We start from the raw sequence: 21,150 nt of genomic DNA, 5'->3' as shown, positions 1-21,150 counted from the left end.
CTGGAGGTGACTATGCAACGTCTCGCCGATATTGCTCCCGCCGAAGTCCATGCGATTTGGGCGTTGCTCAGTGAGATCCCCGACCCGGAAGTACCGGTGCTGACCATTACCGACCTTGGCATGGTGCGCAACGTTACGCCGCAGGGGGAAGGCTGGGTTATCGGCTTCACGCCGACCTACTCAGGCTGCCCGGCGACCGAGCATCTGCTGGGGGAGATCCGCGCGGCGATGACCCGACATGGCTACACCCCGGTGCATATCGTCCTTCAGCTGGATCCGCCGTGGACCACCGACTGGATGAATCAGGACGCGCGTGAGCGTCTGCGCCAGTACGGCATCAGCCCGCCTCAGGGACACGCCTGCCATGCCGGGCTGCCGGGTGAGGTGGTTTGCCCCCGTTGCGGCAGCGTCCACACCACGCCGATCAGTGAATTCGGTTCAACGGCCTGCAAAGCGCTCTATCGCTGCGACAACTGCCGTGAACCTTTTGATTACTTTAAATGTATTTGAGGTTGCCATGACGACGTTTCATTCGCTTACCGTGGCGAAAGTGGAGCCGGAAACCCGCGATGCGGTGACCATTACCTTCGCGATCCCCGACGCGCTGCAGGCCGCGTATGCCTTCCGTCCGGGCCAGCATCTGACGGTTAAAACCCGCCTCGGCGGGGAAGAGCTCAGACGTTGCTACTCCATATGCCGCAGCCGCTCGCCGGCGGAAATCAGCGTGGCGGTCAAAGCCATCGACGGCGGACGATTCTCCCGGTATGCGCAGAGCGATATCTGCCAGGGGATGGCGCTGGAGGTGATGGTGCCGCAGGGACACTTCGGCTACCAGCCGCAGGCCGGGCGCGAAGCCGACTACCTGGCGATTGCCGCTGGTTCCGGGATTACGCCAATGATGGCGATTATTGCCGCTACCCTCGCCACCGAAGCGCACAGCCGCTTCACCCTGATCTACGGCAACCGCAGCAGTAGCAGCATGATGTTTCGCCAGGCGCTGGCGGACCTGAAAGACCGCTATCCGCAGCGGCTGCAGGTGGTGCACCTGTTCAGCCAGGAGTCGATGGACAGCGATCTGCTGCAGGGGCGGATCGACGGCGACAAGCTGCACGCGCTCTCAGCAAAACTGCTCGACTTCAGCCGCTTCGACGAAGCATTTATTTGCGGTCCGGCGGTGATGATGGACGAGGCGGAAGCCGCGCTGCGCGCGCTGGGAATGGCGGATGACCATATCCACCTCGAACGCTTTAACACTCCGGGGAGCAGCGTTAAGCGTGCTACCGGCGTACAGGCCGAAGGCCGCACGGTGACGATTCGTCAGGACGGCCGCGACCGGCTGATTTCCCTCGGGGCGGATGATGACAGCATTCTCGATGCGGCGCTGCGCCAGGGAGCGGATTTACCCTTCGCCTGCAAAGGCGGCGTCTGCGCTACCTGCAAATGCAAAGTGCTGCGCGGTGAAGTGGCGATGGCGGCGAACTACAGCCTTGAAGCCGACGAACTGGCGGCCGGGTATGTGCTGAGCTGCCAGGCGCTGCCCACCAGCGGCGATGTGGTGGTCGATTTTGACGCGAGGGGGATGGCATGAGCGATCTGCTGATAGCCCGCCACAAGCAGGTGTTGCACCTGACTCTTAACCGTCCACAGGCGCGTAATGCCCTGAATAACGCACTGCTTACCCAGATTGCCGATGCGCTGGACGCGGCGGCCGTTGATCCGCAGATCAACGCCTGCGTAATCAGCGGCAACACGCGTTTCTTTGCCGCGGGCGCCGATCTTAACGAAATGGCGGAGAAAGATCTCCCCGCCACGCTGGACGATATTCGCCCTCGTCTGTGGGCGCGCATCGATGCCTTCCCGAAGCCGCTGATTGCCGCCGTTAACGGCTATGCCCTCGGCGCGGGCTGCGAACTGGCTCTGCTGTGCGATGTCGTCGTGGCGGGAGATAACGCCCGTTTCGGCCTGCCGGAAATCACCCTCGGGCTGATGCCGGGAGCCGGTGGCACCCAGCGACTGATCCGCAGCGTCGGCAAAGCGCTGGCTAACCGCATGGTGCTGAGCGGCGAAAGTATTGATGCCCAACGGGCGCAGCAGGCCGGTCTGGTGAGTGACATCACGCCAGCGCTGTTAACCGACGAATACGCCCTGACGCTGGCAACGACAATGGCGAACCATGCACCGCTGGCGCTGCGTGCCGCCAAACAGGCACTGCGGCAGGCCCTGGAAGTGAGCCTTCAGGCCGGACTTCAGCAAGAACGCCAGCTGTTTACGCTGCTGAGCGCCACTGACGACCGCCGCGAAGGGATCGCCGCCTTCTTACAAAAACGAACCCCGGAATTTAAAGGACGCTAATCGTGGACGCATTTATTCTCAGCGAAGTTGAACAGGGTGTGATGACGATTACCCTTAACCGCCCGGATCGTCTGAATAGCTTTAACGACCTGATGCATCAGCAACTGGCGGCCTGTCTGACTCAGGCCGAGCGCGACGATGCCGTGCGCTGCCTGCTGATTACCGGTGCCGGACGCGGTTTTTGCGCCGGTCAGGATCTCAATGACCGCAACGTCGACCCCAGCGGGCCGGCGCCGGATCTCGGTCTCTCCGTTGAGCGTTTCTATAACCCGCTGGTGCGCCGTCTGACGGCGCTGCCGAAGCCGGTTATTGCCGCCGTGAACGGGGTAGCGGCCGGGGCGGGGGCGACGCTGGCGCTGGGGTGCGATCTGGTACTCGCCGCCCGCTCGGCCAACTTTGTGATGGCCTTCAGCAAACTGGGGCTGGTGCCCGACTGCGGCGGTAGCTGGTTCCTGCCGCGGGTGGCCGGGCGCGCCCGGGCAATGGGGCTGGCGCTGCTGGGCGAAAAGCTCAGTGCCGAACAGGCCGCGCAATGGGGGATGATCTGGCAGCTGGTGGAAGATGCCGAACTGGCAGACACCAGCCGTCAGCTGGCGCGCCATCTGGCGACGCAGCCTACCTTTGGCCTCGGGCTTATCAAGAAAGCGTTGCTGGCATCGGAAACGCAAGGTCTTGATGCGCAGCTGGACCTGGAACGCGATTATCAGCGCCTGGCGGGACGCAGCGATGATTATCGCGAAGGGGTCAGCGCCTTCCTCGCCAAACGTCCACCACAGTTCAGCGGGAAATAAATTATGGGAAACGCACAGCACACCGTCGCCGTGATTGGCGGCGGCACGATGGGGGCGGGGATTGCGGAAGTGGCTGCAGCCGCCGGACATCAGGTTCTGCTCTACGATATCGCCACCGAAGCGCTGACCCGCGCCGTTGACGGTATTCGCCAGCGCCTGGCGTCCCGGGTGGCACGCGGCAAGCTGGCGTCGGAGCAGGCCGAGGCGTTGATCGCGCGGATTGTGCCGGTAACGTCCTTAACGGCGCTGTCTGACGCCTGGCTGGTGATCGAAGCCGCGTCGGAACGTCCGGACGTCAAAAAAGCGCTGTTCAGCCAGCTGGCGGAGATCTGCTCCCCGTCGACGCTGCTGACCAGCAACACCTCGTCGATCTCGATTACCGCCATTGCCGCCGATGTGAAACATCCTGAGCGCGTGGCCGGACTGCATTTCTTTAACCCGGCGCCGGTGATGAAACTGGTGGAGGTGGTCAGCGGGCTGGCCACCTCGCCGGAGGTGGTTGAACAACTGTGCCAGTGCGTCAGCGCCTGGGGCAAACAGCCGGTACGCTGCCGGTCAACGCCGGGCTTTATCGTCAACCGGGTGGCGCGTCCGTTCTACGCCGAGGCGTGGCGAGCGCTGGAAGAGCAGGTGGCGAGCGCCACGGTAATTGACGCGGCGCTGCGCGACGGCGGCGGTTTTCCGATGGGGCCGCTGGCCCTGACTGACCTGATTGGTCAGGACGTCAACTTTGCCGTGACCTGCTCCGTGTTTAACGCATTCTGGCAGGATCGGCGCTATCTGCCGTCACTGCTTCAGCAGGAGCTGGCGCTGGCCGGACGGCTGGGTAAAAAGAGCGGGCAGGGCGTTTATCGCTGGCCCGTTGAACCCCAGTCAGACGTGGCGCTGGCCGCCGTACCCGCCGCATCCGGGGCGCAGACGATATGCACGAAAGGTGACAGTGTCACTGGTGAAGTGCTCATTGAGCTTGACGACCTGCGGCTGGTGGAAACCACCGGCGCGACCGCCCAGGCCCTGAGCGTACAGCATGGCTGCCCGGTGGTGGTTTACGACTACTGTGCCGGCGAGACGGTGGTGCTGGCCGCGGCGGCCACCAACCCGTCATCGGCTACCGACAAAGCAGTACGCTATTTCCAGCTGCAAGGCAAGAACGTGCTGCAGATTGCCGACTATCCCGGTCTGCTGGTCTGGCGCACCGTCGCCATGCTGGTCAATGAAGCGTTGGACGCGGTACAGAAAGGGGTCGCCAGTGCGGCAGATATCGATACCGCAATGCGTCTCGGGGTCAACTACCCGCATGGCCCGTTGGCGTGGGGCAAAACACTAGGCTGGCCGCGCGTGCTGCGCCTGCTGGAGAACCTGCAACAGCATTATGGCGAAGAGCGTTATCGCCCCTGTTCCTTGCTGCGCCAGAAGGCGCTGGAGAGTGCTCATGAGCAATGAGGCCTGGCGCAATGCGCGCGCGATGTATGAACACGACAGCTGTGCCAGAACCCTTGGCATCGAGATTATCGAGATGGATGACGGCTACGCGCAGATGAGCATGACCGTGTCGCCAGCGATGCTCAACGGGCATCAGACCTGCCACGGCGGGCAGCTGTTCTCGCTGGCCGATACCGCCTTCGCCTACGCCTGCAACAGCCAGGGGCTGGCGGCGGTCGCGTCAGGGGCCAGCATCGACTTCCTGCGCCCGGCTTTCGCCGGTGACCGTCTGGTCGCGACCGCAAGGGTCAAGCAGCAGGGGAAACTGACCGGCGTCTACGACATTGAAATCGTTAACCAACAACAAAAGATTGTGGCCCTGTTTCGCGGCAAATCGCACCGCATCGGCGGCACAATCACGGGAGAAGTCTGATGCGTGACGCCTTTATCTGTGATGGGATTCGTACCCCGATTGGCCGCTACGGCGGGGCACTCGCCAGCGTGCGTGCCGACGACCTAGCCGCCATCCCGCTGCGTGAGTTGCTGAGCCGTAACCCGGGGCTGGATCCATCGTGCATCGATGACGTGATATTCGGCTGTGCTAACCAGGCCGGGGAAGATAATCGCAATGTCGCGCATATGGCGACCTTGCTGGCGGGATACCCGACGTCGGTCTCCGGGACCACCATCAACCGACTGTGCGGGTCCGGCCTCGATGCGATTGGCTTTGCCGCACGGGCCATCAAAGCCGGCGATGCCGACCTGATGATCGCCGGCGGTGTCGAATCGATGTCGCGGGCGCCGTTTGTGATGGGCAAAGCCAGCACGCCGTTCCAGCGTCAGGCTGAACTGTTTGATACCACTATTGGCTGGCGTTTTGTGAACCCGCTCATGCAGCAACAATTTGGCACTGACAGCATGCCGGAAACAGCAGAGAATGTAGCTGAATTGTTAAATGTAAGCCGGGCCGATCAGGATGCCTTTGCCCTGCGCAGCCAGCAGCTGACGGCGAAAGCGCAGCGGGCGGGGATCCTGGCGCAGGAGATCGTCCCGGTGCAGATTATCGGCAAGAAGGGGATGGTAAGCGCGGTGCGCGACGACGAGCACCCGCGCGCGGAGACCACCCTGGAGCAACTGTCGCAGCTCAAGACGCCTTTTCGTAAAGGCGGGGTGGTGACCGCCGGTAACGCCTCCGGGGTGAACGACGGCGCGGCGGCGCTGATTATCGCCAGCCAGCAGCAGGCCGAGGCCCAGGGGTTAACCCCGCGGGCACGCATTGTGGCGATGGCGACTGCAGGTGTTGAGCCGAAGTACATGGGGCTTGGGCCGGTGCCTGCGGTACGTAAAGTGCTGGAGCGCGCGGGTCTGAACATCAACGATATGGACGTCATCGAACTGAATGAAGCCTTTGCGGCCCAGGCGTTGGGCGTGCTCAGGCAGCTGGGCGTGGCGGACGATGCCTCGCATGTTAACCCCAACGGCGGCGCCATCGCCTTAGGCCATCCGTTGGGCATGAGCGGTGCGCGGCTGGCGCTGAGCGCCACTCTGGAGTTGCAGCGTCGCAACGGGCGCTACGCGCTGTGTACGATGTGTATTGGCGTGGGTCAGGGCATTGCCATGATCCTCGAGCGAGTGTGAGCTAATTTACCTGCGAGTACCCTAAAATGATAACTACTACAAAATTAGATCCGATTGAAACTGCTTCTCGTGACGAATTACAGGCTCTGCAGACCCAGCGTCTGAAGTGGACGCTGAAACACGCCTACGACAATGTGCCAATGTACCGCCGTAAATTTGATGCGACGGGTGTTCACCCCGACGATTTTCGTGAACTGAGCGACCTGAGCAAGTTCCCGTGCACCACCAAGCAGGATCTGCGCGATAACTATCCGTTTGATACCTTTGCGGTGCCGATGGAGCAAATTGTGCGTATCCACGCCTCCTCGGGTACCACCGGTAAACCGACGGTGGTGGGCTACACGCAAAATGATATCGACACCTGGGCCAATATTGTTGCCCGTTCCCTGCGTGCCGCAGGCGGGACGGCAAAAGATAAAATTCACGTTGCCTACGGCTACGGCCTGTTCACCGGCGGCCTTGGGGCGCACTACGGCGCGGAGCGTCTGGGGGCGACGGTGATCCCGATGTCCGGCGGCCAGACGGAGAAACAGGCCCAGCTGATCCGTGATTTTAAGCCAGATATGATTATGGTAACGCCGTCTTACTGCCTCAATCTGATTGAAGAGCTCGAGCGCCAGATGGGCGGTGACGCCAGCGGCTGCTCCCTGCGGGTGGGCGTGTTTGGTGCCGAGCCGTGGACGCTGGCAATGCGGGCGGAGATCGAGCGTCGTCTGGGGATCTCCGCGCTGGATATCTACGGCCTGTCGGAAGTGATGGGGCCGGGGGTGGCGATGGAGTGTCTGGAAACCGCCGATGGCCCGACTATCTGGGAAGATCACTTCTTCCCGGAAGTGGTGAACCCGAACGACGGCACGCCGCTAGCGGACGGGCAACACGGAGAGCTGCTTTTTACCACTCTGACCAAAGAGGCGCTGCCGGTGATCCGCTACCGCACCCGCGACCTGACCCGTCTGCTGCCGGGGACCGCGCGCACCATGCGCCGGATGGATCGCATCAGCGGTCGCAGCGACGATATGCTGATTATCCGCGGGGTCAACGTCTTCCCGTCACAGCTGGAAGAAGAGATCCTCAAAGTGGAGCATCTGTCGCCGCATTATCAGCTGGAGGTCAATCGTCGTGGTCATCTTGATTCGCTTTCGGTGCGCGTTGAGCTAAAAGAGAGCAGCTTATCGCTGAGCCACGAGCAACGCTGTCAGATCTGCCATCATCTGCGCCACCGCATTAAGTCGATGGTAGGGATCTCGACCGACATCAGCATCGTCAACTGCGGCAGCATTCCGCGCTCAGAAGGCAAAGCCTGCCGTGTCTTCGATCTGCGTAAGGTGGCCGCCAACGGTTAATATTTTACCCCGGTTTGCAGCGTTGTTCCTTGTGGCGCTTCGCTGACCGGGCTACAGGTTCGCGGTAGCCCGGTCAGGTGCGGAGCACCGCCTCCGGGATTTCCTGTGCTATGATTCGAAAAGGACAAAAACAACAACAGAATGAATCAGATGAGTAAACTCGACACCTTTATTCAACAGGCGGTGACGGCGATGCCGATTAGCGGAACCTCGCTGATTGCCTCGCTGTACGGGGATTCGCTGCTGCAACGCGGGGGCGAAGTGTGGCTGGGGAGCCTGGCAACGTTGCTGGAGGGGCTGGGTTTTGGCGAACGCTTTGTGCGTACCGCATTGTTTCGCCTGAACAAAGAGGAGTGGCTGGATGTGGTGCGCATCGGCCGCCGTAGCTTCTACCGGCTGAGCGACAAAGGGCTGCGCCTGACGCGCCGGGCGGAACATAAAATTTATCGCGCTAGCGCCCCGGAATGGGACGGCACCTGGCTGTTGTTGCTGTCGGAAGGGCTGGAGAAAACCCAGCTGGCGGAAGTCAAAAAACAGCTGCTGTGGCAAGGCTTTGGCGCACTGGCGCCGAGCCTGCTGGCGTCTCCATCGCAAAAAATGGCCGATGTACAGTCGTTGTTACACGAAGCCGGCGTGGCGGAGAATGTGATTTGCTTTGAGGCTCATTCACCGCTGGCGCTCTCCCAGGCGGCGCTGCGCGCCCGGGTCGAAGAGTGCTGGCACTTAACCGAACAAAACGCGATGTATGAGACCTTTATTGCGCTGTTCCGTCCGCTATTGCCGCTGCTGCGTGAGGCCGATGCCGAAGAGCTGACGCCAGCGCGCTGTTTCCAGATCCAACTGCTGCTCATTCATTTCTATCGCCGGGTGGTGCTGAAAGATCCGCTGCTGCCGGAAGAGCTGCTGCCTGCCCACTGGGCCGGGCAAACCGCCCGTCAGCTGTGTATCAATATTTATCAGCGGGTTGCGCCGGGGGCGCTGACTTTCGTCGGCGAAAAAGGTGAAAGCTCGGTGGGGGAACTGCCCGCGCCGGGACCGCTCTATTTTCAGCGTTTTGGCGGTTTGCCAGGCGCCTAAGGAGGCTCAATGCCGATTTATCAGATTGACGGTATGACCCCTGTCGTACCGGATGAGAGCTATGTCCATCCCACGGCGGTTCTGATTGGCGATGTGATCCTCGGTAAAGGGGTTTACATCGGTCCGAATGCCAGCCTGCGCGGTGATTTTGGCCGTATCGTGGTTAAAGATGGCGCCAACATTCAGGATAACTGCGTGATGCACGGCTTCCCCGGTCAGGATACGATCGTCGAAGAGGACGGGCATATCGGCCACGGGGCGATTCTTCACGGCTGCGTGATTGGCCGCAATGCGTTGGTCGGCATGAGCGCAGTAATTATCGACGGGGCGACGATCGGCGAAAACAGCATTGTCGGCGCGTCGGCGTTTGTCAAAGCCCGCGCGGAAATGCCGGCGAACCATCTGATTGTCGGCAGCCCGGCCAAAGCCATTCGTACCCTGAGCGAGCAGGAAATCGCGTGGAAAAAGCAGGGGACCCGGGAGTATCAGGTGCTGGTGGAACGCTGCCAGCAGACAATGCATCAGGTGGAGCCGTTAAAACAGGCGGAGCCAGACCGCAAACGGCTGGAATTTGACGATAACCTGCGGCCGAAATCACAGAGTTAATGCACTAAGCCCGTCTTGTCATATCGCCCTGTAGCCCGGCGAAGCAACACGCCAGCCGGGATTAGCATTCCGGCCGGATAAAAAAACTCCCACCGGGCGGTGGGAGTGAAATCTTATGCGGCAACGACGCTGTCGATTGCTGCTTTGGCGTCGGTCTGGGCTTTCGCTGCCACGTCCGGACCGTACGCGATGCCTTCTGCGAAGACAAAGTTCACGTCGGTGATGCCGATGAAGCCGAGGAAGGTAGACAGGTACGGGGTCACCAGGTCGGTCGGGGTATCTTTATGGATACCGCCGCGGCTGGTCAGAACCACTGCACGTTTACCGGTCACCAGACCTTCCGGCCCTTTTTCGGTGTAGCGGAAGGTCACACCAGCGCGCGCTACCAGGTCGAAGTAGTTTTTCAGCTGCGTCGGGATGTTGAAGTTGTACATCGGGGCGGCAATCACGATCACGTCATTTGCCTGCAGTTCAGCAATCAACTCGTCAGACAGCGTCAGCGCTTCCTGCTGACGCGGGGTCAGCGGGGTGTCGCTCGGACGCAGCGCACCAACCAGTTCGCCATCCAGTACCGGGATTGGGTTCGCTGCCAGGTCACGCACGGTGATAACGTCATCAGCGTGCTGTTCACGCCATTGTTCAACAAAATAGTCGGACAGCTGACCAGATTGCGAGTAGCCTGCCAGAATACTGGATTTCAGAACGAGTACTTTGCTCATGGGTGTTTCCTTATATGAGATTGACGGGTCAATGCCCTGGTGCTTGCTGACACTTTATTCACAATCATGCCACAGAGATAGCGCAATAAATCGAACCCTGTATTCAGTTTTTTTGAACAAGGCATGGGAATGACAGATGTGGTAATATACAGCAATACATCAAAAGAGATTTTGCCCGGCAGTGCACTGCCCGATAACGCTATGACAGAACGACAAAAGTTCACCTTCTCTCAGCTATTCCAGCAGCTTGATGGCCTGATGCTGCGTGACAGATCACGCTTCTCCCGTCGCCTGCACGGCGTGAAAAAGGTTAAAAATCCTGAATCCCAACAGGCCATTCTTCAGGAGATGGCGCAAGAGATTGAACAAGCCACAGGGAGAGTCCTGCTGCGCGAAGCGTCGCGTCCGGCGATTACCTACCCGGAAAACCTGCCGGTCAGCCAGAAAAAACAGGAGATCCTGCAGGCGGTTCGCGACCATCAGGTGGTGATTGTTGCCGGGGAGACCGGTTCCGGTAAAACCACCCAGTTGCCGAAAATCTGCATGGAGCTGGGGCGCGGGGTAAAAGGGCTGATTGGCCATACCCAGCCGCGTCGTCTGGCGGCGCGTACCGTCGCCAACCGTATTGCCGAAGAGCTGCAAAGCGAGCCGGGCGGCTGCATCGGCTATAAAGTCCGCTTTAGCGATCACGTCAGCGACAACACCATGGTGAAGCTGATGACCGACGGTATTTTGCTGGCGGAAATCCAGCAGGACCGGATGCTGATGCAGTACGACACCATCATCATCGATGAAGCGCACGAACGCAGCCTCAATATCGACTTCCTGCTCGGCTACCTGCGGGAACTGCTGCCGCGTCGCCCGGATCTGAAAGTGATCATCACCTCGGCGACCATCGACCCGGAACGCTTCTCGCGCCACTTTAACAATGCGCCGATTATCGAAGTCTCCGGGCGGACCTATCCGGTGGAAGTTCGCTACCGGCCGATTGTCGAAGAGGCGGACGATACCGACCGCGATCAGCTGCAGGCAATTTTTGACGCGGTGGATGAGCTGGGTCGTGAAAGCCCGGGCGATATCCTGATCTTTATGAGCGGCGAGCGCGAAATTCGCGACACCGCCGACGCGCTCAATAAGCTCAATCTGCGTCATACCGAAGTGCTGCCGCTGTATGCCCGGCTGTCGAACAGCGAGCAAAACCGCGTTTTCCAGTCCCATAGCGGGCGGCGCATCGTGCTGGCGACCAACGTCGCCGAAACCTCACTGACCGTGCCGGGCATCAAGTACGTTATCGACCCCGGTACCGCGCGTATCAGCCGCTACAGCTTCCGTACCAAAGTCCAGCGCCTGCCGATTGAGCCGGTGTCTCAGGCCTCTGCCAACCAGCGTAAAGGCCGCTGCGGCCGCGTGTCGGAAGGGATCTGTATTCGCCTCTATTCCGAAGATGATTTCCTGTCACGGCCGGAATTCACCGACCCGGAAATTCTGCGCACCAACCTGGCGTCGGTCATTTTGCAGATGACCGCCCTGGGGCTGGGCGACATCGCCGCGTTTCCGTTTGTCGAAGCGCCGGACAAGCGCAATATCCAGGACGGCGTGCGGCTGCTGGAAGAGCTCGGTGCCATCACCACCGATGAACAGCAAACCGCCTACAAGCTGACGCCGATGGGCCGCCAACTGAGCCAGCTCCCGGTGGATCCGCGTCTGGCCCGAATGGTGCTGGAAGCGCAAAAACATGGCTGCGTGCGCGAAGCGATGATTATCACCTCGGCGCTGTCGATTCAGGATCCGCGTGAGCGTCCGATGGACAAACAGCAGGCTTCCGACGAGAAACACCGCCGCTTCCACGATAAAGAGTCGGACTTCCTGGCGTTTGTGAACCTGTGGAACTACCTCGGCGAGCAGCAAAAAGCGCTGTCATCGAACCAGTTCCGCCGCCAGTGCCGTACCGATTTCCTCAACTATTTGCGGGTACGCGAATGGCAGGACATCTACACCCAGCTGCGCCAGGTGGTGAAAGAGCTCGGGCTGCCGATTAACAGCGAACCGGCGGAGTATCGCGAGATCCATACCGCGCTGCTGACCGGGCTGCTGTCGCATATCGGCATGAAAGATACCGACAAGCAGGAGTTTACCGGGGCGCGCAATGCGCGTTTCTCGATCTTCCCGGGTTCCGGTTTGTTCAAGAAACCGCCGAAGTGGACGATGGTCGCCGAGCTGGTGGAAACCAGCCGCCTGTGGGGACGTATTGCCGCACGTATCGACCCGGAATGGGTCGAGCCGGTGGCGCAGCATCTGATCAAACGTTCCTACAGTGAGCCGCACTGGGAGCGGGCGCAGGGCGCGGTCATGGCCACGGAGAAAGTGACGGTTTATGGCTTGCCAATCGTCGCCGCCCGTAAAGTGAACTACAGCCAGATTGACCCGGCGCTGTGCCGCGAGCTGTTTATCCGCCACGCGCTGGTGGAAGGTGACTGGCAGACCCGGCATGCCTTCTTCCGCGACAACCTCAAGCTGCGCACGGAAATCGAAGAGCTGGAGCACAAATCGCGCCGCCGCGACATTCTCGTCGATGACGACACGATGTTTGAGTTCTACGACCAGCGCATCAGCCATGAGGTGATCTCGGCGCGCCACTTCGATAAGTGGTGGAAACAGGCCAGCCGCGAGACCCCGGATCTGCTCAACTTTGAAAAGAGTATGTTGATCAAAGAGGGCGCAGAGCAGGTTAGCAAGCTGGACTACCCGAACTTCTGGCATCAGGGCAACCTGAAGCTGCGGCTGAGCTATCAGTTTGAACCGGGCGCCGACGCCGATGGGGTGACGGTGCATATTCCGCTGCCGCTGCTGAATCAGGTGGAAGAGGCCGGGTTCGAGTGGCAGATCCCCGGCCTGCGCCGGGAGCTGATCATCGCGCTGATTAAGTCGCTGCCGAAGCCGGTGCGCCGTAACTTTGTGCCGGCGCCGAACTACGCCGAGGCATTTTTAGGCCGCGTGACGCCGCTGGAGATGCCGTTGCTGGATTCGCTGGAGCGCGAGCTGCGGCGGATGAGCGGCGTGACCATCGACCGCGAAGCTTGGCACTGGGATCAGGTGCCCGATCACCTGAAAATCACCTTCCGGGTGGTGGACGACAAGAATAAGAAGCTGGCCGAAGGCGGTTCGCTGGCGGAGTTAAAAGCCTCGCTGAAAGGCAAGGTGCAGGAGACGCTGTCGGCGGTCGCCGATGACGGCATCGAGCAGAGCGGGCTGCATATCTGGAGCTTCGGGCAGCTGCCGGAAAGCTATGAGCAGAAACGTGGCAACTATAAAGTGAAGGCCTGGCCGGCGCTGGTGGATGAACGTGACAGTGTCGCGATCAAGCTGTTTGATAATCCGCTGGAGCAGCAGCAGGCGATGTGGCAGGGGCTGCGACGACTGCTGCTGTTGAATATTCCTTCACCGATCAAGTACCTGCACGAGAAGTTGCCGAACAAAGCCAAGCTGGGACTCTACTTTAACCCTTATGGCAAAGTGCTGGATCTGATTGATGACTGTATCTCCTGCGGCGTGGATAAGCTTATTGACGAAGCGGGTGGCCCGGTGTGGAGCGAAGAAGAGTTCGCTAAGCTGCACGACAAAGTACGCGCCGAGCTGAACGACACGGTGGTGGAGATTGCCAAACAGGTCGAGCAGATCCTGACCGCGGTGTTCAACATCAATAAACGCCTGAAAGGGCGCGTGGATATGAGCATGGCGCTGGGGCTGTCGGATGTTAAAGCGCAGATGAGCGGGCTGGTGTATCGCGGCTTCGTTACCGGCAACGGTTTCCGTCGGCTCGGTGATACTCTGCGTTATCTCCAGGCTATTGAAAAGCGGCTGGAGAAAATGGCGATTGACCCGCACCGCGACCGGGCGCAGATGCTGAAAGTCGAGAGCGTCCAGCAGGCCTGGCAGCAGTGGCTGAATAAGCTGCCGCCGGGGCGTCGTGGTGATGAGGATGTGCAGGAGATACGCTGGATGATCGAGGAGTTGCGCGTCAGCTTCTTCGCCCAACAGCTCGGTACACCGTATCCGATTTCCGATAAGCGAGTGCTGCAGGCGATGGAGCAGATTGTCGCGTAAGCGGTACCAGAAACCTGCGCACTTTCCCCGGTGGCGCTGCGCTGAACGGACTACGCGTTCACCCACGCCAGCGTGAAGCCGTCCCAGCCTTTGCTGCCGACGGTTTGCAGCGCCGTGACCGTCAGGCGCGGGTCGTTGGCCATCATCTCGATAAAACGCCGTACCCCCTGCACGCGATCGTCGTCGCTGTGGGGGTTCACCACCTCACCATCACGCACCACGTTATCGCCGATAATCAGCGTTCCCGGCCGGGAATAGTGCAGGGCCCAGCACAGATAATCGGGGTTACTGGGTTTATCCGCATCGATAAAAATCACATCGAACGCAGGACAGTCGCCGAGGGCTTCCAGGGTTTGCAGCGCCGGACCTTCCCGCAGCGTGACCCGGTCGGCCACGCCTGCCAGACGGAGGTTTTCCCGCGCCACCGCCGCATGATGTGGATCGGCCTCCAGCGTCAGCAAGGTGCCATCTTCAGGCAGCTCGCGGGCCATCCAGATGGTGCTGTAACCGCCGAGCGTACCAATTTCCAGGACCCGACGGGCACGTACCATACGGATCAACAGCGCCAGAAATTGTCCCTGGTTGGCGGCGACGTCGAAAGCGGGCAGTCCGGCGCGTTGGTTGTTTTCCAGCACCTGAGCGAGCACCGGGTCGTCAGGAATTAATGCATTAACAAGATAGCTATCTACAGCAGACCATTTTTGTTGCATGAACGATTTCCTGCGTTACATCCCTGATGAGTCAGACCAGCCACCTCCCAGTGCCCGGTACAAATCCACCTGCGCCAACAGCAGGTTGTTCTTCACCTGCACAACGCTAATCTGTGTGGCGAACAGCGTCCGCTGGGCGTCCAGTACGTCAAGATATGAGGAGTAGCCGTTGCGGTAGCGGTTCTGCGCGATACGTAGCGTTTCCTGCGCGACCTCCTGCTGGCTGAGCAATTCGGATAACTGCTCGCCATAGCGGGTGATGGCATCAAGGCTGTCATTCACTTCCCGAAAGGCACCGCGCACCGTTTTCTCATAACCGTACAGTGCCTGGTTGCGCTGCGCCATCGAAACATCAACCTGCGCATTCAGCGCCTGTCGGTTGAGCAGCGGGGCGAGAATACTGCCGCCGACGCTCCAGAGCCGGAGCGGATTATCGAGCAGGTCTGGCAACGTCCGGTCCTGCAGGCTCCCGGTGGCGGTCAAATTGAGCGACGGCAGTAGCTGCGCCTGTGATGAGGCGAGCGTAGCATCGGCGGCAATCAGCTGCCGCTGGGCCTGGACGATATCCGGTCGACGGTTCAGTAGCGTAGACGGCAGCTGCGATGGCAGGACGAGGGGCGTCAGTTGGGCGAACGCTTGCCGCTTAATGTTGCCGGGGTTACTGCCGATCAGCACGCTCAGCGCATTCTCCTGTTGCGCAATCTGATGCTGTAGCGGCGGGATCTGCGAGCGTGTCGAACGCAGTTCCGAGTCGGCCTGCATCAATTCCAGCCGCGACGTATAGCCGGTCTCAAACTGGCGTTTGGCCAGCTTGTAGGCATCTTCACGCGATTTCAGCGTCTGCTGCGTCACCTGCAGCTGATCGTCCAGCGATAGCAGGGTCAGATATCCCACGGCCACCGAGGTGGCGACGGTGAGATCGGCGGCCGCAGCGGCGGCTTTTTGCGCCTCAAGGCTCGCCTGTGCGGCGCTGGCGGCGCTGCGGTTAGCCCCCCAGAGATCCACATCATAGCTGGCGGTTAATCCACCTTTATAGACCGTACTGTGTATGGGCAGGCCGGTTACCGCAGACTGCGTGCGTGCGCGAGTGCCGGTCAGTCCGGCATCCAGCGACGGAAACAGCGAGCTGTCGGCGGCATAGGCCCGGGCCTGATACTCGTTGACCCGTTCGCGGGCGATCAGGACATCGCTGTTGTAGCGCAGCGCCTGATCAACATAGTGGTTAAGCTGGCTGTCGTGAAAGTTGCGCCACCACACACCTTCAACCGTACTGGCTGGCCCGATATCAGCGCGCCAGGCGGCCGGGATCTGCAATGACGGCTCGGCACGCTGAACGTCCGCTGATTGACAGCCGACCAGAGTGAGCGCCAGCACAAGAGTGAGCGGGCGAATCATGGCTGCGCTCCCTCACGAGTATCAATAGTGACCTGCACCGACATCCCTGGACGCAGCCGGGTGCTGTTTTTCTGCCCCTCATTCACGGCGATACGCACCGGAATGCGCTGCGCGATTTTGACGAAGTTACCGGTGGCGTTATCCGGGGAAATCGCACTGAATTCAACCCCGGTCGCCGGGGAGATGCTCTGGACGGTGCCGTTGAAAGTTTCGCCGTTTAGCGCATCAACGCTAAAGGTCGCGGCCTGGCCGATGCGAATTTGCGCCAGTTGAGTCTCTTTCAGATTAGCAATCACCCAGTGCTGCGGCGGCACCAGCGAGGTTAAGTGGGTGCCGGAGCTGACGTAGGCGCCGAGGCGCACTGAAATCTGGCCGAGCTGGCCGGCGGTGGGCGCGACGATCCGGGTATTGTTCAGGTCGATCTCCGCCAGTTCCAGCGCGGCATGAGCGCTGGCAACATCGGCCTCCAGCGCATCGCGGTTAACGATAGTCGATTGCCGATCCTGGCGCGACATCTCCAGCGTCGCCTTTGCCTGTTCGATATCGGCGGTACCCTGCGCCGCGCTGGCCCTGGCGGAATCGCGTTCGCGAATGGATAACGATCCGTCGGCAGTCAAATCCTGGACGCGCTTTAAGTCCGCCTGGTTTTTCTGGTTCTGCGCACGGGCATTTTGCAGCGCGGCTTCGTTGCGCTGAATGACCGCCTCGGCACTTTTGCGTTGCTGAAGGTTGTTGTTCAACGCTGCCTCTTTCATCGCCAGCGTCGCCTGCGCCTGATGAACGCGCTGTTTGTAGATCCGGTCATCAATCTGGAACAGTACCTGTCCCGGCTTAACGTAATCAAAATCCTGCACGTTAACAGCCGTCACATAGCCGCTGACCTGAGGGCTGATAAAGGTAGTCTGCCCGCGAACATAGGCGTTATCGGTAAACTGACTGTGCCGGGTAAACGGCGGCAGCTGCCAGGCGTATAAAATCACTAGTACGCCGATGAGGCCGATGGCGGCGGCGGTAAAAATGGATACTACGCGGATATTGTTGCGGGTGTTGGCCTGTTGCCTGGCCGCATCCTGCTGACTCATAACGACTCCAGAGTAAAAATTATCAGTGTTATTTGCTTCCCGTTGCGCGTTTCAGCGCGATACGGGCGGTAATACGCAGTCTTATCAACCGCCAGAACACCCAGATAAGCGTTCCGGCGGAAATCGCCGCGGTCAGAAGATAGGTATCATTGTAGGCAAGAATATTAGCCTGCAGCGTTGAGGCATTTTGCAGCAGCGTGCTGGCCTGTACGCTCAACAAGGTGCTGTCGCCAATCTGGTTTTGATACAGCTGGCTATATTGCTGCAGACGCTCGGTAATCAACGGGTTCAGCGTGGTCAACTGGTCGGCCAACTGACTGGAGTGAAATTTCTCCCGCCAGGTCTGAAAGGTCCCAAGTATTGCCGAACCGAGCAGTCCGCCGATGTTCTGGCTCATCCCAAACAGCACCGAAAAACTCACCAGGTTACGCGGGTCGGCAATGACGCCGCCGATCCCCGCCAGCATCGCCGGGGCGAGGAAAAAGGCGCTGCCGAAGCCGAGCAAGAACTGGCTGAACATCAGCTGCTCCGGGCGTGTCAGAATAGTGGACTGGCTGTCGAGCAGCGAGGCGACCATGATAAACGCCAGCGCGGTGGCGATAGGCCAGTAGAGCCGCTGCGGATTCAGGGTCAGGCAGCTGGCAACAATCCCACTGAGAATACCGGCGAAAATCGACCACGCGAGGGTGTTCATCTGCTCGTTTTGCAGGCCTGCATACTGTAGCCAACCGATAACCCCGGTGTTTTGCTCCGCAAGCACAATACGGATCAACAGCATAATCAGCCCCAGGCGCAGGATACTGCCGCTGGAAAGCCAGTGTGTGTTAAGCAGTGGGTTGCTTCGGTTGTGCTCAAAGACGATAGCCGAAACAATGAGCACCATCGCGCCGGCTAACGACCAGCCAATCCACGGGGCTTCAAACCACCAGTCAAGTCGTCCCAGCGAGAGTACGGCGCAGACCAGTGCCATGCCGGGTGCCAGGAGAATAAAGGTGATGAAATCCTTTTTCTCAAACACTTTTTGGCGATCGCTGGGCGGCAGCTTCAGGGCGATCACGCAGGCAAGCGAGATCAGCGCCAGCCCCAGCTCAAAAAAGTAGAGCCCGCGCCATTCATCGATCTGTAGCAACTCGGTGGAGAACAGGCGAGCAATAGGAATGGCCAGCGACGATCCGGTAATGCCAATGGTCAGCGCCTTCAGACGGTGGCGGGCGGGCCAGGCCTGGACCTGATAGTAGATACCCAAAGAACTAAGCGCCGCTGCCACCATGCCGTGGGCAGCCCGGACCATAATAGCCGAGCTGAGATCGTTAACGAAAAGGTGGAAAAAGGTCACCAGGACATACAGCACCAGGAAGCCTTCAGTAAAGGCGCGCAGGCCGAACTGCTGGCGAAATTTCACCAGCAGCAGGTTGATCGATACGTTAGTCATAACGTAAACGGCTGGCAGCCAGGCTATTTCCGTCGACCAGGCGGCGAAAGTACCCTGCAGATTTTGCAGGTTAGCGGTGACCACCGCATTACCTAGCGCGCCGGTCAGGCAGACCAGCAGCCCGACAATACCGTAGGCAACACGTTTTGGAGGGCTGTGAACGGGCGTTGACGGCGAACCGAGCAGGGCGGGTTTTTCGTGCGCTGCCCACTCGTGAGGCTCATAGGGGTTACTTTTGCGACGTGGCATTACTTTTTCTCCACCTCGCGCAGCAGTTTTTCCAGCACCTGCTGGGTTTGCTCGCGCTCCTCGGCGGTGATGGTGCTGAGGATCTCTTCGCGCAACTCGTCCGCAACGGCCTTGACCTGGAGATAGACCTCAAGTCCTTTTTCCGTGGCGACCAGCAGACGCTTGCGTTTATCGCGATCGGTGATGACGCGCTCGACCAGCCCCTGCTCGACAAGGCGATTGACCAGCGGGACCACTGTGGCGCTTTCTACGCCAAGCTCCTGGGCAAGCTCAATTTGCGAGAGCGGATCTGCGTTGCGGGCAATGGCCGCAACCGCGACCCAGCTCGCCTGGCTCATACCGAGGTCTTTTAAGCGACGATTGACCGCCAGCCGCCAGTGGTGGGCCGTGAGATACAGGAGATGGGAAAAGGTAAGCTGCCGGTTATCCATAGTTTCTTGACATCAGGTAATTGTAAAATAGTTAGAGCTCTAATGATTCTATTCCTGATAGAAAGAGAAATTCAAGGGAGATGCTAAAAAATGGTTAACGTTGTGTGTTTAGCAAGAGGAATACACAACGACAGCGGGCAAAAAAAAGCCCGGGCCATGGCCCGGGCGATAATCAACGGGAGAACTTAACCCGGATAGATACCGCGATCTTTACGCGCCATCAGGATGCGCTCACAGGCCACGATATAGGCCGCCGTACGAAGAGAACACTCTTTTTCAGACGCTTTTTCGCACACGTGGATGGTCGCATCGGTCATGATACGGTCCATTTTGGCGTTGATCTCTTCTTCGCTCCAGAAGAAGCTCGCCATGTCCTGCACCCACTCGAAGTAGCTGACGGTCACGCCGCCGGCGTTGCAGATAACGTCCGGCACCACGACCACGCCGCGCTCGGCCAGCACATCATCGGCTTCCGGATAGGTCGGGCCGTTTGCCCCTTCCAGCACCAGCTTACAGGTCAGCTTCTCGGCACGTTCGCGCGTGATCTGGCCTTCCAGTGCGGCAGGGATAAGAATATCCATCTGGGTGGTCCAGAAATCATCTTTATCGATTTCACGGGCGCCCGGGAATCCGGCAATCTGTTTCTTCTCGGCCTGCCATGCTGTCAGGGCCGCCATATCAATGCCGCCTTCGTTATACAGGGTGGCGGTATGGTCCTGAATCACAACGATACGCGCGCCGACGCCGGCAAACAGACGGGCTGCTTCGCTACCGACGTTACCGAAGCCCTGCAGGGCTACTTTCGCGCCTTCGATTTCAATCCCGAAACGACCAGCCACTTCACGACCGCTAATAAAGACGCCGCGGCCGGTGGCTTTTTCACGACCCAGCGAACCACCGAGGTGAATCGGCTTGCCGGTGACCACGCCGGTAATCGTGGTGCCATGATTCATGGAGTAGGTGTCCATCATCCACGCCATCACTTTACCGTTGGTGCCGACGTCCGGCGCCGGGATATCTTTCTGCGGCCCGATAATCAAACCGATCTCGCTGGTATAGCGGCGGGTCAGGCGTTCCAGCTCGCCTTCGGACAGGCTGAACGGGTCAACGCGCACGCCGCCTTTGGCTCCGCCATACGGAATATTGACTGCGGCACACTTGATGGTCATCCAGGCAGAAAGTGCCATCACTTCATTCAGGTCTACATCTGGATGGTAGCGAACACCACCTTTACCCGGTCCACGCGATAGATTGTGCTGTACACGGTAACCTTCGAAATGGCGGATGGAGCCATCATCCATCTGCACCGGGATATCGACGATCAGCGCGCGTTTCGGGTGGCGCAGGGTTTCAACCCAGTAGGCGAGATCGCCCAGGTAAGGCGCGACGCGGTCGATTTGGCGCAGGTAGGTTGTCCATGGAGATGTAGTACTTTCAGATGCGTAAGATAACTTTTCCATAAGAATCCTGTTCTTAGTGTTATTTATACCCTTCATCCTTCAAGTTGCCTGGATATTGGCTGCACCCGCTCACCCCAGTCACTTACCTGAGTAAGCTCCTGGGGATTTACGGCCTTGTCGCCTACACGCAACGCGAATTCTTTTGAGTATATGTCGTGTAAAACCGTGGAATACATACAGCAGTAAACTCTGTGCAATGAATCTTATCACCAATTTTATAAACCGGTATTTGACCGCCGTTGCGAATTTTACATTTTTGTTAGAATTTTGGTTTTTTGATTGCATAAATAAGCACGGGAAAGTACCACCATGCCGTGCATTTATATGCATATTTTATGC

General features: G+C 59.4%; 18 protein-coding genes. 11 read left to right on the top strand and 7 right to left on the bottom strand.

All coding sequences use genetic code 11. The features are described from left to right. The first annotated feature begins 12 nt into the window (after positions 1-12). The 10 genes from paaD (at position 13) to paaY (ending at position 9,229) form a co-directional block, all read left to right on the top strand. A complete protein-coding gene (gene paaD / locus ACMYSN_RS03410) occupies positions 13-510 on the top strand; it encodes a PaaD family protein (protein ID WP_462497020.1) in 498 nt (165 codons plus the stop codon). Between the two features lie 7 nt (positions 511-517). Next, on the top strand, positions 518-1,588 hold the full coding sequence (gene paaE, locus ACMYSN_RS03405; RefSeq protein WP_462497019.1) for a 1,2-phenylacetyl-CoA epoxidase subunit PaaE: 1,071 nt from the start codon (positions 518-520) through the stop codon (positions 1,586-1,588). Continuing rightward, on the top strand, positions 1,585-2,352 hold the full coding sequence (gene paaF, locus ACMYSN_RS03400; protein WP_462497018.1) for a Clp protease/crotonase-like domain-containing protein: 768 nt from the start codon (positions 1,585-1,587) through the stop codon (positions 2,350-2,352). The genes paaE and paaF overlap by 4 nt, the downstream gene beginning before the upstream one ends. A gap of 2 nt (positions 2,353-2,354) precedes the next feature. Beyond that, positions 2,355-3,143: an enoyl-CoA hydratase gene (paaG, locus tag ACMYSN_RS03395; protein ID WP_462497017.1), complete on the top strand. Its 789-nt coding sequence runs from the start codon at positions 2,355-2,357 to the stop codon at positions 3,141-3,143. Between the two features lie 3 nt (positions 3,144-3,146). Further along, the gene (paaH, locus tag ACMYSN_RS03390) at positions 3,147-4,586 is read left to right on the top strand and encodes a 3-hydroxyacyl-CoA dehydrogenase (protein WP_462497016.1); all 1,440 of its coding nucleotides are present in this window, start codon (positions 3,147-3,149) and stop codon (positions 4,584-4,586) included. Further along, entirely contained in the window at positions 4,576-4,998 is a 423-nt protein-coding gene (gene paaI / locus ACMYSN_RS03385; RefSeq protein ID WP_462497015.1) for a hydroxyphenylacetyl-CoA thioesterase PaaI, read from the top strand. The genes paaH and paaI overlap by 11 nt, the downstream gene beginning before the upstream one ends. Continuing rightward, positions 4,998-6,203 (top strand): thiolase family protein, encoded by a 1,206-nt coding sequence (gene pcaF, locus ACMYSN_RS03380; protein ID WP_462497014.1) that lies wholly within the window; start codon positions 4,998-5,000, stop codon positions 6,201-6,203. The genes paaI and pcaF overlap by 1 nt, the downstream gene beginning before the upstream one ends. Positions 6,204-6,229: 26 nt before the next feature. Then, positions 6,230-7,546, top strand: coding sequence for a phenylacetate--CoA ligase (paaK, locus tag ACMYSN_RS03375; protein WP_462497013.1), 1,317 nt, complete (start codon positions 6,230-6,232; stop codon positions 7,544-7,546). Between the two features lie 150 nt (positions 7,547-7,696). Beyond that, positions 7,697-8,623, top strand: coding sequence for a phenylacetic acid degradation operon negative regulatory protein PaaX (gene paaX, locus ACMYSN_RS03370; protein WP_174508843.1), 927 nt, complete (start codon positions 7,697-7,699; stop codon positions 8,621-8,623). A gap of 9 nt (positions 8,624-8,632) precedes the next feature. Further along, the gene (gene paaY, locus ACMYSN_RS03365) at positions 8,633-9,229 is read left to right on the top strand and encodes a phenylacetic acid degradation protein PaaY (RefSeq protein WP_123754120.1); all 597 of its coding nucleotides are present in this window, start codon (positions 8,633-8,635) and stop codon (positions 9,227-9,229) included. A gap of 113 nt (positions 9,230-9,342) precedes the next feature. Here paaY and azoR read toward each other — a convergent pair whose 3' ends face one another. Next, positions 9,343-9,948, bottom strand: a complete 606-nt coding sequence (gene azoR, locus ACMYSN_RS03360; protein ID WP_462497012.1) for an FMN-dependent NADH-azoreductase — start codon at positions 9,946-9,948, stop codon at positions 9,343-9,345. 258 nt (positions 9,949-10,206) lie between these two features. On the opposite strand from azoR, the gene hrpA reads away from it, so the two are divergent. Continuing rightward, a complete protein-coding gene (hrpA, locus tag ACMYSN_RS03355) occupies positions 10,207-14,052 on the top strand; it encodes an ATP-dependent RNA helicase (RefSeq protein WP_462498191.1) in 3,846 nt (1,281 codons plus the stop codon). A gap of 50 nt (positions 14,053-14,102) precedes the next feature. Here the strand turns inward: hrpA and ACMYSN_RS03350 are convergent, their stop codons facing one another. The 6 genes from ACMYSN_RS03350 to ACMYSN_RS03325 form a co-directional block, all read right to left on the bottom strand. Further along, complete coding sequence (locus tag ACMYSN_RS03350) at positions 14,103-14,762, bottom strand: O-methyltransferase (RefSeq protein WP_462497011.1); 660 nt, start codon at positions 14,760-14,762, stop codon at positions 14,103-14,105. 15 nt (positions 14,763-14,777) lie between these two features. After that, positions 14,778-16,157, bottom strand: coding sequence for an outer membrane factor lipoprotein domain-containing protein (locus tag ACMYSN_RS03345; protein WP_462497010.1), 1,380 nt, complete (start codon positions 16,155-16,157; stop codon positions 14,778-14,780). Then, entirely contained in the window at positions 16,154-17,239 is a 1,086-nt protein-coding gene (locus ACMYSN_RS03340; protein ID WP_462497009.1) for an HlyD family secretion protein, read from the bottom strand. Before ACMYSN_RS03340 ends, ACMYSN_RS03345 begins: the two co-directional genes overlap by 4 nt. Positions 17,240-17,267: 28 nt before the next feature. After that, entirely contained in the window at positions 17,268-18,920 is a 1,653-nt protein-coding gene (locus tag ACMYSN_RS03335) for an efflux MFS transporter permease (protein ID WP_462497008.1), read from the bottom strand. Further along, on the bottom strand, positions 18,920-19,351 hold the full coding sequence (locus ACMYSN_RS03330; RefSeq protein ID WP_462497007.1) for a MarR family winged helix-turn-helix transcriptional regulator: 432 nt from the start codon (positions 19,349-19,351) through the stop codon (positions 18,920-18,922). Before ACMYSN_RS03330 ends, ACMYSN_RS03335 begins: the two co-directional genes overlap by 1 nt. Positions 19,352-19,536: 185 nt before the next feature. After that, on the bottom strand, positions 19,537-20,811 hold the full coding sequence (locus ACMYSN_RS03325; protein ID WP_123754130.1) for a Glu/Leu/Phe/Val family dehydrogenase: 1,275 nt from the start codon (positions 20,809-20,811) through the stop codon (positions 19,537-19,539). Positions 20,812-21,150: the final 339 nt, after the last annotated feature.

Source organism: Klebsiella sp. R445 (genome assembly GCF_051131755.1).
GTDB classification, from domain to species: domain Bacteria; phylum Pseudomonadota; class Gammaproteobacteria; order Enterobacterales; family Enterobacteriaceae; genus Klebsiella; species Klebsiella lignicola.
This window is presented reverse-complemented; position numbering and strand designations above follow the sequence as displayed.

Bases quoted from the DNA above. Each gene is read 5' to 3' on its own strand.
- paaE (WP_462497019.1), top strand. From the start codon at position 518: ATGACGACGTTTCATTCGCTTACCGTGGCGAAAGTGGAGCCGGAAACC.
- ACMYSN_RS03345 (WP_462497010.1), bottom strand. From the start codon at position 16,157: ATGATTCGCCCGCTCACTCTTGTGCTGGCGCTCACTCTGGTCGGCTGT.
- ACMYSN_RS03335 (WP_462497008.1), bottom strand. From the start codon at position 18,920: ATGCCACGTCGCAAAAGTAACCCCTATGAGCCTCACGAGTGGGCAGCG.
- paaH (WP_462497016.1), top strand. From the start codon at position 3,147: ATGGGAAACGCACAGCACACCGTCGCCGTGATTGGCGGCGGCACGATG.
- ACMYSN_RS03340 (WP_462497009.1), bottom strand. From the start codon at position 17,239: ATGAGTCAGCAGGATGCGGCCAGGCAACAGGCCAACACCCGCAACAAT.
- pcaF (WP_462497014.1), top strand. From the start codon at position 4,998: ATGCGTGACGCCTTTATCTGTGATGGGATTCGTACCCCGATTGGCCGC.
- paaY (WP_123754120.1), top strand. From the start codon at position 8,633: ATGCCGATTTATCAGATTGACGGTATGACCCCTGTCGTACCGGATGAG.
- ACMYSN_RS03350 (WP_462497011.1), bottom strand. From the start codon at position 14,762: ATGCAACAAAAATGGTCTGCTGTAGATAGCTATCTTGTTAATGCATTA.
- hrpA (WP_462498191.1), top strand. From the start codon at position 10,207: ATGCTGCGTGACAGATCACGCTTCTCCCGTCGCCTGCACGGCGTGAAA.
- paaI (WP_462497015.1), top strand. From the start codon at position 4,576: ATGAGCAATGAGGCCTGGCGCAATGCGCGCGCGATGTATGAACACGAC.
- azoR (WP_462497012.1), bottom strand. From the start codon at position 9,948: ATGAGCAAAGTACTCGTTCTGAAATCCAGTATTCTGGCAGGCTACTCG.
- paaF (WP_462497018.1), top strand. From the start codon at position 1,585: ATGAGCGATCTGCTGATAGCCCGCCACAAGCAGGTGTTGCACCTGACT.
- paaD (WP_462497020.1), top strand. From the start codon at position 13: ATGCAACGTCTCGCCGATATTGCTCCCGCCGAAGTCCATGCGATTTGG.
- paaX (WP_174508843.1), top strand. From the start codon at position 7,697: ATGAGTAAACTCGACACCTTTATTCAACAGGCGGTGACGGCGATGCCG.
- ACMYSN_RS03325 (WP_123754130.1), bottom strand. From the start codon at position 20,811: ATGGAAAAGTTATCTTACGCATCTGAAAGTACTACATCTCCATGGACA.
- ACMYSN_RS03330 (WP_462497007.1), bottom strand. From the start codon at position 19,351: ATGGATAACCGGCAGCTTACCTTTTCCCATCTCCTGTATCTCACGGCC.
- paaK (WP_462497013.1), top strand. From the start codon at position 6,230: ATGATAACTACTACAAAATTAGATCCGATTGAAACTGCTTCTCGTGAC.